General features: G+C 40.9%; 18 protein-coding genes. All 18 read right to left on the bottom strand.

From position 1 onward, the window contains the following. A partial coding sequence (locus LD39_RS02475) for an RNA polymerase sigma factor region1.1 domain-containing protein (RefSeq protein ID WP_035542532.1) occupies positions 1–205 on the bottom strand: 205 nt, incomplete at its 3' end. A gap of 32 nt (positions 206–237) precedes the next feature. Continuing rightward, complete coding sequence (gene dnaG, locus LD39_RS02470) at positions 238–2058, bottom strand: DNA primase (protein WP_035542530.1); 1821 nt, start codon at positions 2056–2058, stop codon at positions 238–240. A 36-nt stretch (positions 2059–2094) separates the two neighbouring features. Next, positions 2095–2559 (bottom strand): DUF188 domain-containing protein, encoded by a 465-nt coding sequence (locus LD39_RS02465; RefSeq protein ID WP_035542536.1) that lies wholly within the window; start codon positions 2557–2559, stop codon positions 2095–2097. A gap of 250 nt (positions 2560–2809) precedes the next feature. Next, entirely contained in the window at positions 2810–3622 is an 813-nt protein-coding gene (locus LD39_RS02460) for a pyruvate, water dikinase regulatory protein (RefSeq protein WP_035542527.1), read from the bottom strand. A gap of 27 nt (positions 3623–3649) precedes the next feature. Continuing rightward, entirely contained in the window at positions 3650–4279 is a 630-nt protein-coding gene (locus LD39_RS02455; RefSeq protein ID WP_035542524.1) for a helix-turn-helix transcriptional regulator, read from the bottom strand. Between the two features lie 82 nt (positions 4280–4361). Next, the gene (glyS, locus tag LD39_RS02450) at positions 4362–6446 is read right to left on the bottom strand and encodes a glycine--tRNA ligase subunit beta (protein ID WP_035542522.1); all 2085 of its coding nucleotides are present in this window, start codon (positions 6444–6446) and stop codon (positions 4362–4364) included. Further along, positions 6439–7326, bottom strand: a complete 888-nt coding sequence (gene glyQ / locus LD39_RS02445; RefSeq protein WP_035542520.1) for a glycine--tRNA ligase subunit alpha — start codon at positions 7324–7326, stop codon at positions 6439–6441. The genes glyS and glyQ overlap by 8 nt, the downstream gene beginning before the upstream one ends. Positions 7327–7652: 326 nt before the next feature. Continuing rightward, the gene (gene recO / locus LD39_RS02440) at positions 7653–8402 is read right to left on the bottom strand and encodes a DNA repair protein RecO (protein WP_035542518.1); all 750 of its coding nucleotides are present in this window, start codon (positions 8400–8402) and stop codon (positions 7653–7655) included. Between the two features lie 21 nt (positions 8403–8423). Then, complete coding sequence (locus tag LD39_RS21935) at positions 8424–8576, bottom strand: YqzL family protein (protein ID WP_081988246.1); 153 nt, start codon at positions 8574–8576, stop codon at positions 8424–8426. A 106-nt stretch (positions 8577–8682) separates the two neighbouring features. Next, positions 8683–9588 (bottom strand): GTPase Era, encoded by a 906-nt coding sequence (gene era, locus LD39_RS02435; protein ID WP_035542517.1) that lies wholly within the window; start codon positions 9586–9588, stop codon positions 8683–8685. Positions 9589–9663: 75 nt separating this feature from the next. Beyond that, positions 9664–10035, bottom strand: coding sequence for a diacylglycerol kinase family protein (locus LD39_RS02430; protein WP_035542514.1), 372 nt, complete (start codon positions 10033–10035; stop codon positions 9664–9666). Next, on the bottom strand, positions 10010–10483 hold the full coding sequence (ybeY, locus tag LD39_RS02425; protein WP_035542512.1) for an rRNA maturation RNase YbeY: 474 nt from the start codon (positions 10481–10483) through the stop codon (positions 10010–10012). Before ybeY ends, LD39_RS02430 begins: the two co-directional genes overlap by 26 nt. Further along, on the bottom strand, positions 10480–12588 hold the full coding sequence (locus LD39_RS02420; protein ID WP_035542511.1) for an HD family phosphohydrolase: 2109 nt from the start codon (positions 12586–12588) through the stop codon (positions 10480–10482). Before LD39_RS02420 ends, ybeY begins: the two co-directional genes overlap by 4 nt. Positions 12589–12653: 65 nt before the next feature. Then, a complete protein-coding gene (locus LD39_RS02415) occupies positions 12654–13616 on the bottom strand; it encodes a PhoH family protein (protein WP_035542510.1) in 963 nt (320 codons plus the stop codon). Between the two features lie 2 nt (positions 13617–13618). Further along, a complete protein-coding gene (gene yqfD, locus LD39_RS02410) occupies positions 13619–14800 on the bottom strand; it encodes a sporulation protein YqfD (protein ID WP_035542508.1) in 1182 nt (393 codons plus the stop codon). A 17-nt stretch (positions 14801–14817) separates the two neighbouring features. Then, positions 14818–15102 carry a sporulation protein YqfC gene (yqfC, locus tag LD39_RS02405; protein ID WP_035542507.1) on the bottom strand — a complete coding sequence of 95 codons (285 nt, stop codon included), beginning with the start codon at positions 15100–15102 and terminating at the stop codon, positions 14818–14820. 71 nt (positions 15103–15173) lie between these two features. Then, a complete protein-coding gene (locus LD39_RS02400) occupies positions 15174–15689 on the bottom strand; it encodes a hypothetical protein (RefSeq protein ID WP_035542506.1) in 516 nt (171 codons plus the stop codon). Positions 15690–15713: 24 nt separating this feature from the next. Beyond that, positions 15714–16709 carry a flotillin-like protein FloA gene (gene floA, locus LD39_RS02395; RefSeq protein ID WP_035542535.1) on the bottom strand — a complete coding sequence of 332 codons (996 nt, stop codon included), beginning with the start codon at positions 16707–16709 and terminating at the stop codon, positions 15714–15716. Between the last annotated feature and the right edge of the window lie 3 nt (positions 16710–16712).

Genomic DNA, 16712 nt, shown 5'->3' with positions numbered 1-16712 from the left:
CTTGCTCATTAAGGTGTTCATAAAATTCATCCATTTGATCAGAGTCAAGTTCAAAATTGGAGAGCTTTTCAGCTACTTCTTCGTAAGCAAGTACGCCTCGTTTTTTTCCTATTTCCAACACTTGCTCTTTCGCTTGCTCAAGTGTCAATTCATTTGTATTTTCAGTTTCTTTAGAACGTGATGGCTGTTGTTTCTTATCTGCCATAAGTCCCCCTCCTTCCAACATATCTACACAAACTATGAATGAGTGCTTTTCAATTCTTTTTTAAGGTGAATGATTTTCATAGCAATCTCAGCCGCCTTAATTGGTTCATTTTGCTGTTCGGCTTTCTTCAATTCAGCCTCTAGCGTTTTTATTTCTGTACGATCACTGTTCTCAGCTTTCACAAAAGAAATATAATCCTGAATTTCTTGATCAGACACTTCCTCACTTAGGGAGGTCATAGCTAATTCAATAACAAGGTTTTTAAGAGCGGAATCATCAAGCTTTTCTACAAATTGACTTATGTCCGAACCATTACCGTCTTCATAATATGCATAAAGATGAGTAACAATTACCTGATGATCAGAGATATTAAATCCGCCTCCTAATTCCTCCTGAACTTTATCAGCTATTAGTGGATCTTTCAACATATATGCAATAAGCTTCCTTTCTGCATTATGAAAAGCAGGAAGCAATCTATTTTGAATTGGTGAGTGGCTTTTACGATTAGTATGACGGTTCTGCTCCACGTTATCCCGTGCTGGGCTCTTTTGTCCTCTGATCCGATGAACTTCTTCCTTCAATGTGTCCACTGACATATCGAATTCATTTGCTAATTCGTTTAAATAGTGTTCTCGTTCAACGGCTCGTTCAAGTAAAGCGACCTCATGTAATACGTTTTCGATATAAGCGATGCGATCTCCTTCTAAATGGAGGTTGTAGTCCCTCCTCAGGTAACTCATGATAAAAGCAATATACGTATCACTCGTATCAAGGACCTCTTTCTGAAATCGATCTCCACCATGTTGTTGAATAAAGTCATCCGGGTCCATTCCATCCGGAATTCGTGCAACAAAGGTTTGACAGCCCACGCCTTTTATTAGCTTAGCTGCTTTAACAGCTGCTTCGATGCCTGGTTCATCTCCATCGTAGCAAATGATAACTTTATCGACGTATCGTTTTAACAGGTTCGCCTGACTGCTGGATATAGAGGTTCCCATTGTGGCAACGCCATTATGAACTCCTGCTTGATCAGCAGATATGACATCTCCGAAACCTTCGAATAATATGACTGTTTTTTGTTTCCGGATCGCCGAACGCGCCTGATCAAAATTATAAAGCAGCCTTCCTTTGTGAAACAGCTCCGTTTCAGGACTGTTCAAGTATTTAGGCTCCTGTTGTCCAAGGGAGCGGCCAGCAAAAGCCACCGTTTTGCCAAGATGGTTGCGTAAAGGAAAAATGACTCTCCCTCTGAACCTGTCGGCGTATTCGCCCTGTTCATTCGAACTGAGCAGCCCGGCTTTTACCATCGTTTGAGGATGAAACCCTTTTTTCTCAAGGAACGTGACAACAAAATCTTTAGAATTAGGAGAATACCCTATTTGGTACTTTTTAATCGTATCTTCCGTGAACCCACGGTCAATTAAATATTGATAAGCTGACTTTCCATCTTTCGAATTTCGCAGCAAATGATGATAGAGTTTCGTCAACCACTGATGAGCTTCTAATATGCTCTGTGATTCTTCACTGTGCTGCGATGGCTCCTCCTGTGTCATTTGCTCAGGCAATTCAATATCAGTCTGTTCAGCTAATTGCTTAACAGCTTGTATAAAGCTGAAGCCTTCCATCTCCATGAGGAAGGTGTACACATTCCCTCCCTTTCCACATCCAAAGCAATGAAAGATTTGCTTATCAGCAGAAACGGAAAAAGAAGGAGTGCTTTCCCCGTGAAAAGGGCAAAGTCCAAAATAGTTTCTTCCTTGTTTTTTTAAGTCGACATATTCACCGATAACATCCACAATATCCGTTGACCGGCGTATTTCATCAACTTTCTCTTCTGGAATATGTCCAGCCATACTTCATCACCATACTAAACAATTATTCGATGCGATTTACTGAAAACCTTCATGTTGAGACAAGATTTTTTCAAGTTGAACGCGAAAGTGCTCTCGATCTGCTTTTGTAAAAGCAGATGGACCTTTCCATTTTTTGCTTCGCTTCAGCGTCTGCTGCCTGATATGCTTTTGCTCCATGATTGTATTCGCTTCATCTTCTTTAACTAGTTTACCTCTAGGCGTAATTACATAAACCCTTTTGGATGTCAATAGTACAGCAAGAGACAGATCTTGAGTAATGACAACATCTCCTGCCTTTGTATGATTGATAATGAATAAATCTACGGTTTGGGACCCATGATCCAAAAACGTCCAATTTTGCTCGTTTTTATTGGGGCTATAATGGTTAACCGTTGCAACAAACTTCGGAATGATTTGGTAGCTTGTACAGACCTCGACAATTTCATCTTGAACGGGACAACTATCGGCATCTACCCACACATTTTGAATTTGTTTTGACATAGTATCACTATTTCTACAATCAAACATAGAATCCTTCTTAATTTATAATGTTTTATTTTTCTGAAAAGTGTTTCTTAGACATAGAGCGATTTACAGTGCATTAATATTTTTTCAAAGAAGATTAAACGTTTTTTTCACAAATTAATATTATAATACATTCCTTTCCTATATGCTATATCTAATTTTACCTATTTTTCATTGTTCCCAACAAAAGTCGCGCTTAACCATAGCGCGACTTTTGTTCTTTTGACTATTCTTGAGATTCTTTTCGTATTTTATTCATAATGACATTTGCAGTCTCTTCTACCGCTTTATTAGAGACATCGATCACCTCACAACCAATTCTGTCAACAACACGATTGAAATGCTCAATTTCTTGTTCAATCCGATCGATATTGGCGTAGCTTGCTTGAGATCCTAGTCCCAGAGATCTCAACCTTTCTTTTCTAATGTCATTTAATTTCTCTGCACTGATTTTCAAACCGATGCACTTACTCTTGTCTACTCGAAACAACTCAGATGGAGGCTGTACTTCTGGAACAATCGGTACATTAGCCACCTTCAATCGCTTATGGGCTAAATACTGAGACAATGGTGTTTTCGACGTCCGAGAAACCCCGATCAGCACGATATCAGCTTTTGATATTCCCCTTGGATCTCTTCCATCGTCATAACGGACAGCGAACTCAATAGCTTCCACACGTTTGAAATAATCCTCATCTAATTTGTGGACTAAACCTGGCTCTAGACGAGGCTCTATATTGAAGTGACGTTCCATCACTTCCATCATTGGTCCCATTATATCGACGCATTCGATATCGTGTTTTTTGGCTTGCTCTAATAAATGTTGTCTAAACTCAGGAATGACCAAAGTAAATCCAATCATAGCCCCCTGCTCTTTTGCCTGCAGAACAGCTTCGTTGATGGTACCCTTATCCTCTACATAAGGAATCCTTTGAAGATCAAAGGGACCGTCATCAAATTGGCTTAAAGCCGCTTTCACAACTAGCTCTGCCGTTTCCCCTACTGAATCAGATAGTACATAAATGAATGGTTTCCCCATCGTCACCCTCCTCACTAATAAGCCAACTTATAGGTGTTGATCACGGGCGAGCTCGACTAACGCCTTAGTGATATTTGTCTTAGTTAATCTACCTATTACTTCTAACCCTTCTGCTGAAGGCAGAACAACAGGAAGACCATCAATCTGTTTCTCAATCAATTTTTGTGCAGCGTCGAGTAAGAGATCGTCCTGCTCGCAAACCGTAATGTTCGGCATACGGGTCATAATAATATGAACTGGTATAGATGTTAAGTCTTGACTTCCTATACTTGCACGTAATAAATCCTTTCTCGATAGAACTCCGACCAAATGAGAGGTTTCATTGGTGACAAATAAAGTTCCCACGTCCTCGAGAAACATCGCACAGATGGCATCATATACAGATACATCTTCTTCAACAACGATCGGTACAGATTGATACTCCTGAACTTTGAATTTCTTCAGCTTTTCTGTTAATAGCTCTGACCCGGTTTTACCAGTAAAGAAGTAGCCTACACGTGGCCTTGCGTCTAAAAATCCAGCCATAGTAAGAATGGCCAAATCCGGACGCAAGGTCGCCCGTGTTAAATTTAATTGGTCTGCTATGTTTTCCCCTGTTATCGGTCCATTATCTTTAACGATTTGAATAATTTGCTCTTGCCGGTTGGAGAGTTCCAATCTTTCACCACCCTGACCACTGAATGTGACATACTATTTCATTATTATAGCTCATTTTAAAGCTAGGGTAAAAGAAGGAACCTTAGAATTGTTGTTTCCACTCGATTGCATTCAAGTCCGCAAATGCTTTGATATCGGAGGCAATCAAATTCAGTAAGCTCAACCTGTTTCTCTTAACCTTCTCATCTTCAGCCATCACCATCGTATGATCAAAGAACTGATGAATAGGCTGTGCCAGCTCAGAGAGAATTTCAAGAGCCTTCGCCGGTGCCTCTTTATTAAGTGCCTCTTCGTAATCCTCGTGTACTTTTGTGAACGTATGGTAGAGTTGGCTTTCTGAATCATTTTCAAACAAGTCCTGTTCTAAGGTATAGTCGTCTGCTTTCTTTGCAAGATTTAAGACGCGTCCAAGTGCTTCGTGTACAGGTTTAAAACTTGCATCTTGCCGCTTATCAACAAGAACTTTGGCTTTTTCAAGTGTAGTCGGGTAAATATTGATACCATTAGCTAACACGGCTTCCACGACGTCCGGATCGATCTGATCTTCTCTTAGAAGGTAAGCTGCACGCACTCTAAAGAATTCATGAAGATCAGTACGTATATCCTTTTTTTCACGGGTCGGGAGCTTCAATTCCTGATAGAACTGATGAACCAAGTCAATTAGACTCTCTACAGAAATATTCCAGCCTTTATCGTTCAGTGTTTGTAGAATTCCTAATGCTTGTCTTCTTAAACCGTATGGATCCTGAGAACCTGTTGGAATGATTCCAATGGATATGCTGCCTACGATCGTATCCAGCTTATCTGCAATACTCACAATGGCCCCAATTGTAGAGGATGGAAGCTCCCCATTCGCCTGCCTAGGCATGTAATGCTCGTTAATTGCGATCGCTACTTCCTCATCTTCATCGAATAAACGAGCATACTTCTCGCCCATAATTCCTTGAAGTTCTGTAAACTCATCAACCATCTGAGTAACTAAATCAAACTTACAGATCTCAGCAGCTCTTTTTGCCTGCTTCTGCGCTTTATCATCAAGATTCAACCACTCGCTTATCTTGCCTGTGACCGCAACGATTCGATTCACTTTGTCCGCTAAAGTACCCAGCTCTTCCTGATAAACCATCCGGTTCAGCTTTGATAGCTTTTGATCAATCGAGCCTTTTTGGTCCTCTTCATAGAAGAATTGTGCATCTTTTAAACGCGCTTTTAATACTTTTTCATTTCCTTTTGCAACAACTTCTATATGCTGATCATCACCATTGCGCACACCTACGAAGTACGGAAGCAATTCTCCTGTATTCGAACGAACTGGAAAGTATCGTTGATGCTCTTTCATAGAAGTTATTAATGCTTCTTCAGGAATGTCCAAGAATTCCTCATTAAATTCTCCACTAAATACAGTTGGATACTCTACAAGGTGGGTAACTTCATTCAATAAAGCTTCATCAAGAATGAGTTTCCAATTGTTTGTTTTCTCAAGCTGTAATAATTGTTCGCGAATTTTATTTTTGCGATCTTCAACAGAGGCGATGACATATTGTTCATCTAAAATTTGCTCATACTCTGAAGCCTCTGACAGAGAGACTTTATCACCCAGGAAGCGATGGCCATAACTGGTTCGATCCGTCGATACATTTTCGATTTGAAAAGGAATGATTTCCTCGCCAAGCAAAGCTACCATCCAGCGAATAGGACGGGCGTAACGCATCTCATAACTTCCCCACCTCATATTTTTGGGAAAGTTCAAATCGAGGAAAACAGATCGAAAATCTTGAAGCAACTGAGAAGCCGCCTGTCCTTCAATGAATTTTTTCACGTGGACATACTCTGTTCCTTTGATTTCTTTAAAATAGATATCATCCACATCTTTCCCTTGTCCTTTGGAGAATCCAATGGCTGCTTTTGTCCATTCCCCATTCTCATCAAGAGCGATCTTTTTGGCAGGGCCTTTAGCTTCTTCTTCAATATCAGGTTGTTTTTCTGCAACTTCTGAAATTTGAACTGCTAATCTTCTCGGAGTAGCATAGCCTTTGACTTTCCCGTATGGGATTCGTTGGTTATCAAACCAGGCTTCTGTTTTTATTACAAGTTGATTTAATGCATCATCGATGAATCGAGCTGGGAGTTCTTCCACACCTAGTTCGAACAAAACCGTTTTATTCATGGTCATCCTCCTCGCTTTGAAGCATTGGGAACCCTAGACGTTCCCTTTCTTCCACGTATGTTTTGGCGATTTTTCTTGCCAGGTTTCGGACTCGTGAGATATAACCTGTTCGTTCAGTCACACTGATGACTCCTTTAGCATCGAGAAGATTGAACGTATGCGAGCATTTTAGCACGTAATCATAAGCAGGGAATACTAGTCCTCTTTCCATGATGCGTTGTGCTTCTTTTTCATAAGTTGAGAATAAGTTGAAAAGCATATCTTCATCAGATTCTTCAAATGTGTAAGTGGAGTGTTCGTATTCTGGCTGCATGAAGATGTCGCCTACCGTAACGCCATTAGTCCACTCCAAATCGAAGACGTTTTCTTTGTCCTGGATATAGGAAGCGAGGCGCTCTAAACCATAAGTTATTTCTGCAGATACCGGACGAGCTTCAAGGCCTCCAATTTGCTGGAAATAAGTGAATTGTGTAATTTCCATTCCGTCCAGCCATACTTCCCATCCTAAACCTGCTGCACCTAAAGTTGGATTCTCCCAATTATCTTCAACGAAACGTATGTCGTGTTGATTTGGATCTATTCCAAGAGCTTTCAAAGAGTCTAAGTATAGTTCTTGAATATTGTCAGGCGATGGTTTCATAATGACTTGAAACTGGTGGTGCTGATACAACCGATTTGGGTTTTGTCCATACCTTCCATCAGCCGGGCGCCGGGACGGTTCTACGTAGGCTACGTTCCAAGGCTCTGGCCCTAGGCTGCGCAAAAGAGTCATAGGTGACATTGTTCCTGCCCCTTTTTCGGTATCATAAGCCTGCATTAACAAGCAGCCTTGATCCGACCAATGTTTCTGAAGTGTCAATATCATATCTTGGATGTTCATACAATCCCTCCTTATTTATTTAGCAGAACGGAACCAATTAAATTAAAAATCCCGTCCCTATGTCTGAATAGACATAGGGACGGGATTTCCGCGGTTCCACCCTATTTGCTTCCAACCATATGGAAGCCACTTTCGATTGATTGCTCCAGAACGCCTTCACTGATCCATGACGCTTGTCTTCCACCATCACAAGCTCGCTATTGCCCTGGGGACTCAGTTACTACTTTCCTTCAACACAACGTAATAGTAAGTAATAGAATCATACTGAATTCGTATTTAATTGTCAATCCATCAAGGAATACCTAGAGGTGTATGCTACAAAAAAACTACTCATTTTTAAACAAGTCAAGCTGTTTCAGAAACTTCTTCGATTTAATAAAGTAACCACCATAACGATCATAATACTCATCAATGATTTGACGCAATAATTTCTTATTTTCATCTTTCATAGAGATTTGTCCCAGGCGTCTTACATCCATATGTAAAAATAATCGTAACAGTCTTGCAAGTGTCTCGCTCAAGCCGAATGCATCTTGATCTCTATGTTTACATCGAAAACAAAGAAACCCTCCTTCAAGGATAGAAAAATTAAAGGGGCCGTCTTCTTTGCCACAATTCACGCATCTGTCCACTATCGGGGCGAAACCAGCTTTTTTGAATAATTTCAGTTCATACATAAGACTCAGAATTTCTGCATCTTTTCCTTCGTTCATCCATGTCAATGTTTGTAAGAACTGTTCATAAATAAAAGGATCCGGCTGTTTTTCATCGACGAGTTTATCCGTCAGCTCAGCCAAATAGGACGCGTAAGCGGTTTTAATGATATCCTCTCGAATAGATCGAAGGGATGAGATCATTTCTCCTTGGCTCATCGAACCTAATCCGGATCCTATCTGTAGTAAATACATCCCATGGATAAAAGGTTGAGTGACCGAGGACATTCGGCTTTTCGGCTTCTTAGCACCACGTGCCATAACACCAATTTTACCTTTCTCCCTGGTCATCAATGTAACGATCTTGTGCGTTTCTCCATAATCCCTTGTACGAATGACAATGCCTTCGATCTTTTCTAACAAAGCGTTCACCTGCTTCTAATGTTACAAATTCAGATCCTCTGAAGGTTCTGATTCAGGTGAGGAAACTTGTGATTCATGAGACTGCTGATCTTGAGACTCCAATTCTTTCATTAACAAATAGCTTTCGATGCTGCCGGTTTGTCTAAACATGTTCCATGAAAGTTTGTCGAGCACAAGAAACACCGCCTTTCGGTATAATCATTTAAAAAGTAATGTCATTGATTATGTTCTTAGAATGCTTCCTCACACTGAATTCATAAGTCTTAATTTTTTCCAACTCTTAATATTCGTCTTCACGATATCCAAAGTCACTAAGTTGAATCTGCTTGTTTCTCCAGTCTTTTTGCACTTTTACCCAAAGCTCTAAATAGACTTTACTGCCTAACAAAGATTCTATATCCTGTCTTGCACGTTTTCCTATTTCTTTCAACATACTGCCTTGTTTTCCAATAATGATCCCTTTTTGGGATTTTCGCTCAACTATAATCGCAGCTTGGATATAAACAGCGTTCGAATTCTCCCTCGGCTCGATTCCTTCAATTACTACTGCTATGCTGTGTGGTATTTCCTCACGGGTGAGATGCAAAACTTTCTCACGAATAAACTCACTAATTACAAACCGCTCTGGATGGTCCGTGATTTGATCCTCCGGGTAAAACTGAGGTCCTTCTGGCAAGTGGTTTTTCAGCACTTGAATCAGGTGATTTACATTATTGCCTTCTAAGGCAGAAATTGGAATAATTTCTTCAAAGTCGAGTTTTTCTTTATATTGTTCAATAAGTGGCAAAAGCTGGTCAGGGTGCACTCTATCAATTTTATTAATAATTAAAAAAACAGGTTGTTCAACACGCTGTAAGCGATCAAGAATAAATTGATCACCACGGCCATAGCCTTCCTCCGCATTAATCATAAAGAGGACAGCGTCCACTTCATTCAACGTATTTTCTGCTACGTTGACCATATAATCACCGAGTCTGTGCTTCGGTTTATGGATCCCAGGCGTATCAATGAAAATGATCTGTGAGTCAGTATCTGTCATGACACCCTGGATTTTATTTCTAGTTGTCTGGGGTTTATCACTCATAATGGCAATTTTTTCACCAATCACACGATTCATAAACGTTGATTTCCCAACATTCGGCCGGCCTACGATCGTGACAAAACCCGATTTGAATTCTTCGGTCATAGATGTTCCTCCAATGATTACTTCAGTGTTACACTCTCTTTTATTTTACTACAAATTCATAAGAGTTTCATTTGTTCAGAATAACTTTGGTCCATAAATGAAAAAGGCAATGACCAAAGAGGCTATACTTGCAACCAAAACTGCGCCCGCAGCTATGTCCTTGATGATTCCTGCCATAGGATGATGCTCGGGGGCTAAATAATCTAAAAGGCGTTCCAAACTTGAGTTCACCATTTCAAGTGTGAGAACTAGAGCGATCGTCATAACAATCAAAGCCCATTCAAGGGGAGACAATCCTAAAAGAGCTCCCCCGATAATAGCTGCACTAGCTGCAAAAAGGTGAAAACGGAAGTTCCTCTCTGTTTTACATACCTCTATAAAACCGTTCCAAGCGAAGCGGAAACCTATGGACTTTTTCTTATTACGACCGTTGTAATCCGAACTCATGAAGAATTTCCTCTTGTCTGTTAAACATGACCTTTTCATCTTCATCGTTCATATGATCATAACCCAGGAGATGTAAGAATCCATGAAGTGCAAGAAAGCCAAGTTCTCTCTCCAGGGTATGACCATAGTCTTCGGCCTGCTCCTTCGCTTTATCTACAGATATGACAATATCGCCAAGCATTAAAGGCATGTCTTCATGTAAGATTTTCATTTCCCCTTCGCCTTCTTCTTGCATCGCGAACGAAATAACATCTGTCGGTTGATCTTTTTGACGGTAATTTCGGTTAATTTCCTGTATTTCGCTGTTATCTACAAAACTAATGGATACTTCCGAATCTGCCTGAATCCCCTCTTTTACACCTGCAAAATGAATAATGCGTTGGATAAGATCTACAAAAGCTTCATCGACTGAATTGGTTTCATCTTGAAAATCGATATGAATCATTATTTAGCCTCCTTCACCAATGTTTTTGTGTCTGGATACTGTATTCTTGAATGGAAGATGCCATTTAGTGTTTCACAAATGGCCAGCTCTAAAACCTTCAGTTCTTTCATAGTTAGTTCACAATCCTCAAACTGGCCATCTAACAGCCTTTCTTCAATAATCGCATGAACAATCTGTTTTATTTTTTCTTCAGTAGGACCACTTAAGGAACGGACCGCAGCTTCCACTGAATCACAGACACAAACAATGGCCGCTTCTTTCGTCTGCGGTTTAGGACCGGGGTAGCGATACTGAAACTCTTCTACACCTTCAAACTGATTTTTGGCTTGATAATAAAAATATTTTAGAAGAGTGGTTCCATGATGCTGCTCTGCAATGTCGATAATCTCTTTAGGAATCTTCTCTTCTTTTAATAGTTCTGCCCCATCATAAGGGTGGGAAATGATGATCTCTGCACTTTGTTCAGGATCTAAAAAGTCGTGCGGATTTCTCGTTCCCATTTGATTTTCGATAAAATAATGCGGGCGTATTGTCTTTCCAAGATCATGGTAATAAGCAGCTACACGTGCCAACAACCCATTCGCTCCAATTGATTCACAAGCAGCTTCACTCAGATTCGCCACCATTACGCTGTGATGATAGGTTCCAGGAGCCTCTACTAAAATTTTACGGAGCAGAGGGTGATTCGGGTTGGATAGGTTTAGCAACTTTTGGTCTGACAGGATGCCGAAGCCTGTCTCGATTAGTGGAAGCAGTCCCAGCGTCAACACCACTGTAAAAAAAGCTGCCAATGCTCCATATCCGCTGAAGGTCCCCCAATCCATCCAAGTATATCTTTCGAAAGAAATGAATGAGAAGAAAGTGATCATGCATATATTGATAAGAGCAACGCCTGTTCCTGCTCTTACGACTGCTGAACGGTCTTTATAATGAACGAGGAGAATTATACCCGAAAGCTGAGACATTGTCATGTACATACCCGCCTGAGCATTCAACACCCCAGCAATCTGTCCATTGAAAAGCAGACAAGCCATCAAAGCATAAACGACAGACATCACCACCGCCAGCCGTTCATCACATAATAATTTGATCAGCATTGCCCCCGAAGCGATCGGTAGTAGGAAGTAAAAGGGTTGATCGATTGTAACAAAGATACTGCACACTTTCATCAGTAATACCATTAACAAAGTAATGGTGAACATGACAGCTATATGCTGCAGTGTCATTTTTCTCTTTCTCGCTTTTATGCTTTCATACAACATCATACACCCTAACAAAAAGGAAAAGAAAGCGAGTCCGATCATCGGCCATATATCTTTTTGGTCTGAAAGCAATCCTGTCAATTGCAATTCTTCCATAATATCGTTCGTAATCGTGGAACCCTTTGAAACGATGACTTCTCCTGATCGAATCAATACTGGATTAACCTCTGCAGCCGCCTCTCTCCTTGCGTCCTCTGTTCGTCCAGCATCAAAGAAAGCGTTCTCAACCAGTCCGAATTCGCCTAAATCAACCAGGTTTTGTTTCAGCGATTCAGGGAGATTGGAATATTGAACTTTAAGGGCAAGCGATTGTTTCGCTTCATCAATGTCCTCCGACCGTATTCCTTCACGAAATGCAGCTTCTAAAGAAGTGATTAGAAGAGATTCCCCTTGATCTAAATCACTTGTATCCGCTCTCATAAGAGCTTCAAATATGCCTTCCGGAAGTTCTTGTGTTATGTCTTCAGATAAATAAGTTTGAAGAGTAGCCAACTTGTCTTCTAAACCGTCCTCTTCCTCTTCAGAACTTTTCACTTCTTCTACGCTGTCGAAAATCTCAACAATCATGGCTGTTCTTTCTGCCTCGATATCTTCTGATATCGTATAGCGATCTTCCACAGCCTGTGTAGTTTCTCTGATGAGCTGTTCCGTTCTTCTTTCATTTTCAACTGTGAAAGGAGCACGAATCGTCTCTGGTGCGGTACTAAACTTTTCTAAATCATATGTAGGAGTATTTACGTTGGAAAGGGACAATAGGAAAAAAAGAACCACAATACCAGTCGAAAAAGTGACTAACAAAGTTCGTTCCCGGAATAAATTCCATATTGAGAAGAATTTCTTTCTCATGTCCCCACCCTCTTTAACAATTTATTCCATAACCAACCAATAAATAAGACCCACACACATGGGCCTTAAGCATCGTCACCTTCGTAAGCATCGATAATCCTTTGTACGAGCGGGTGTCTAACTACATCGGATTGATCTAAATGTATAAATTGTGAACCTTTAACGTGTTTCAGACGTTCTTCTGCAACTTTAAGTCCTGACCTTACACCTTTAGGTAAGTCAACTTGAGTAATATCCCCCGTAATAATCATTTTAGAACCGAAGCCTAAACGAGTTAGGAACATTTTCATTTGCTCAGGAGTCGTATTCTGTGCTTCGTCTAAAATGGCAAAGGCGTCATCAAGCGTCCGTCCTCTCATATAGGCAAGGGGGGCGATTTCAATCGTTCCTCGATCGATCAAACGAGCTGTGTGCTCCGCACCAAATAAATCATGTAAAGAGTCATAAAGCGGGCGTAAGTAAGGATCCACTTTCTCTTTAAGATCACCTGGCAGGAAACCTAAACTTTCACCGGCTTCTACTGCAGGACGTGTTAAAATAATCCGCTTAACGTCTCCATTCTTAAGAGCGTTGACTGCCATGACGACTGCCAAGTAAGTTTTCCCTGTTCCTGCTGGTCCAATTCCGAATACAAGATCATTTTTTTTGATGGCTGATACATAGCTTCTCTGTCCAAGAGTCTTTACTCGAATAGACTTCCCTTTGGTGTTGCGAGTAATTTCGTCTTCAAATAAAGCTTCAAATTGATTGATCTTCCCTTTTTTCGCTAACTCAACAGCATACACGACATCACGTTCTGTAATCGTTAAGCCTTTACGGATGATCGCGAGTACAGACATTAAGATGCCTTCAACCAATTGTACATGTTCCGCTGGACCTGAGACACGGACTTGTTCACCACGAGATATAATAGTCACTTTCAATTGCTCTTCAATCTGCTTCAAATTTCTATCTTCAGTCCCAAAAAGGGCTAATGCTTCAGTTGTGTTATCTAATTGAATGTCAATGGTTTTTAAATCTTCTGGCATACTCAATCTCCTTGACTTATATACTTGGTCACTGCAATGTTTTCATGAACCTTAAATAATAGGATTAATTTAACTTTACCATTCTCATTCCGTTGGTGCAAAACTTTTTCACCCTTGATTTCAGAGTCTTTAGAAAGGTATTGTTTTAAGCTTTGTGAAGCCGCCTGAACACCTACCTTCTTCAAGTTTTCTTTAGTTGCTTCTAATGTGTGCTGATCGATTCGATAATGGTTTACAGTCATTAGCTGAATGGGTATTTGTTTGCCTAAGATCTCCCATTTTGTAGCCTGGGCCTCTTCTCTGTACATACCCTCTTTCCCGGACCACCATCCCCATACCGGAATTTGAATAGGACCAATGCTAACAGAGTATTGTTTTTCAACCTCCCCATCCGTCAATTGGACCACTTGTTTCAAGGGGAGGGTTTGCTCCACTTTGTACCATGTTTCAGCGATAACCTCACCTTCTGCGTGGACAAAAGTGTCTTTATCATCCACAAGAATCCCTGTAGCCAGAGGCTGGCCTTTTTTCACTACGTCATACACGCCTACGAGGGGGCGTCCCTTTTTTATGAATGCTTTGACTACCATTCCCTTTTTTGCTGCCACCAAATTGGATGGTCGATTGTTTTTATCTGTGTCATGGATCGTTTTTTCAACTCCATAGAGTTGATAGCTCGTCCCTTGTTTTTTCACACCTACCCACAATAAATCAGGAATGTCATTTAACAGTTTACTTTGAATTTCATTTGGATCACTCATCCCGATGGTAAGCTTTCCGGGCGAGACACCATAACTTTTCAATTTGCTCTCTACATTTGCTTCTAATTCTGGTGTCAACCCATCCACTTTAATAGACCAAAGAGTATTGGACAATAAGAAAATGAATACGACAGCCATGACGAAGGCTATTACGAGTGAGGTTCTTCTTATCATTTGCTTATAAAGAAAAGGAATACCCTTTCCTTCCATGATTGAAAGTTTGATTCGATATTTTTTCCTTAGTTGACGATAGATTGTCCATTCATTCAATCGGATGGACATTATGATTTCCTCATCGTTGACCCATTTCATATTGGATATCTGGCAGCCTCTTCTTGTGCAAGCTTGAAGAAAAGGCTCAATCAGTTTTCCACGGACACGAACAGTCATGATTCCGTGAATGAAATCATGTTGGTTCCCCATCCCCTCACCTCCGGATATTAAGAGTTAGGTAAAAACTCGACAGATTTCAATTCTCCTTCTAAAATCAGTTCTTCCTTAAGCATCATTTTCACACCGAGGTCTTTACCAAGTATTCTAACCTGGCCTTGTTTATATTGAATTCTGATTTCATGATCTGAGAAATGTAGAAGGCCTGTGTGATTTTCTATGTAGAAGTGTATGGATCCAATAGTAGTTATCCTAGGCAGATCGAGCATGACATCGGAAGGTAAATCGAAATAACGAGCGATCCAGGCACGTATTTGATGTTGCCATTTGGTCATACGCCTTCCCCCTCTCTTTTTATTTATACGAAAAACGCACGAATTGTATCACTACAATTCGTGCGTTTCCTTTATCTTTTTCTAGGATGAGAGCTGTGAGGTTTGTGAGCGCGGGGAGGGCCTAAAATTTCAGCCATGATAATCCCCTCTGAGACGCGCTTCTTATCCCACTTTTTTGGATCTCTCCAACCATCCATTTTAAGTTTATGGTGTTCTTCTGTGCCCATGGACCTTTTCATTGCACTATGTGTGTCTTTATTCGGTGTTTCATAAGTGAAGGTCTGTCGAGCATCGGATTGTTCAGCACGGTGATCAGAAATTTCATCTAAACGTCTTTGCTTCTCTTCATAATACTCTTTCAGCCTATCTTTACTCGACTTCGTTTCATGCTGTTCATTACCTGTTTGAGTTGCTGTTGTCGACGAAGATCTATCAGGTTCAGGCGAGGGTTCAGAGCGAGGAGAACCCATCGGCCGCTTTTTACGTTCTTCATCTTTTGTCATTCTGCTGAACCAGCTGATTACTCCGCCGATAATTGCAGCAACGATCAAAAAATTACTGAATATCAGATCGAGAAGGTCTCCCATAGTCATTCTCCTTTTTGTGGAGGGTTAACTTTCTTCCCCTTCACTGTTTTCATCCCCTGACATTTTTCCAAGTGTATTTCTCATATCCGTATCCGCATTAATGTTCTGATAATTCATGTAGTCCATGACTCCCATTTTACCTGAACGTAATGCTTCTGCAAGAGCTTGCGGCACTTGAGCTTCCGCTTCAACCACTTTTGCCTGCATCTCTTGAACACGTGCACGCATTTCCTGTTCCTGAGCAATCGCCATAGCACGGCGTTCTTCAGCTTTCGCTTGAGCAATGTTCTTATCTGCTTCAGCCTGATCTGTCTGAAGAATCGCACCGATATTTTTACCGATATCGATATCTGCAATATCAATAGACAAAATCTCGAAAGCTGTACCAGCATCTAAGCCTTTCCCTAAAACATTTTGAGAAATGAGATCAGGATTTTCCAACACTTTATTATGGTTCTTGCTGGAACCAATTGTTGATACAATTCCTTCACCGACACGGGCGATGACTGTATCTTCACCAGCACCACCGACGAGACGATCGATGTTCGCACGAACCGTGATTCTGGCTTTTGCTTTAACTTCAATTCCATCCATCGCAACGCCCGCGATGAACGGGGTTTCAATCACTTTAGGATTAACGCTCATTTGAACGGCCTCAAGTACGTCACGACCAGCAAGATCAATAGCAGCCGCACGTTCGAAACTAAGCTCAATATTTGCACGTTGAGCAGCGATTAAGGCATTAACGACTCTATCGACATTACCTCCTGCCAAATAGTGGCTCTCCAATTGGTTCGTATCAACATTGACCCCCGCCTTGTGAGCCTTAATCAGCGGGTTAATGACACGTGATGGGATGACTCGTCTTAAACGCATACCGACGAGTGTGAATATATTGATTTTAACACCAGCAGCCAAAGCGCTGATCCAGAGCATAACTGGAATGAATGTGAATAATACTGCTAATACGATAATAATGACACCGATGATGATCAGCGGCATAAGTTCTTGTAACGTCATTTC

The organism is Halobacillus sp. BBL2006, from assembly GCF_000786645.1.
Lineage (GTDB): Bacteria > Bacillota > Bacilli > Bacillales > Halobacillaceae > Halobacillus.
This window is presented reverse-complemented; position numbering and strand designations above follow the sequence as displayed.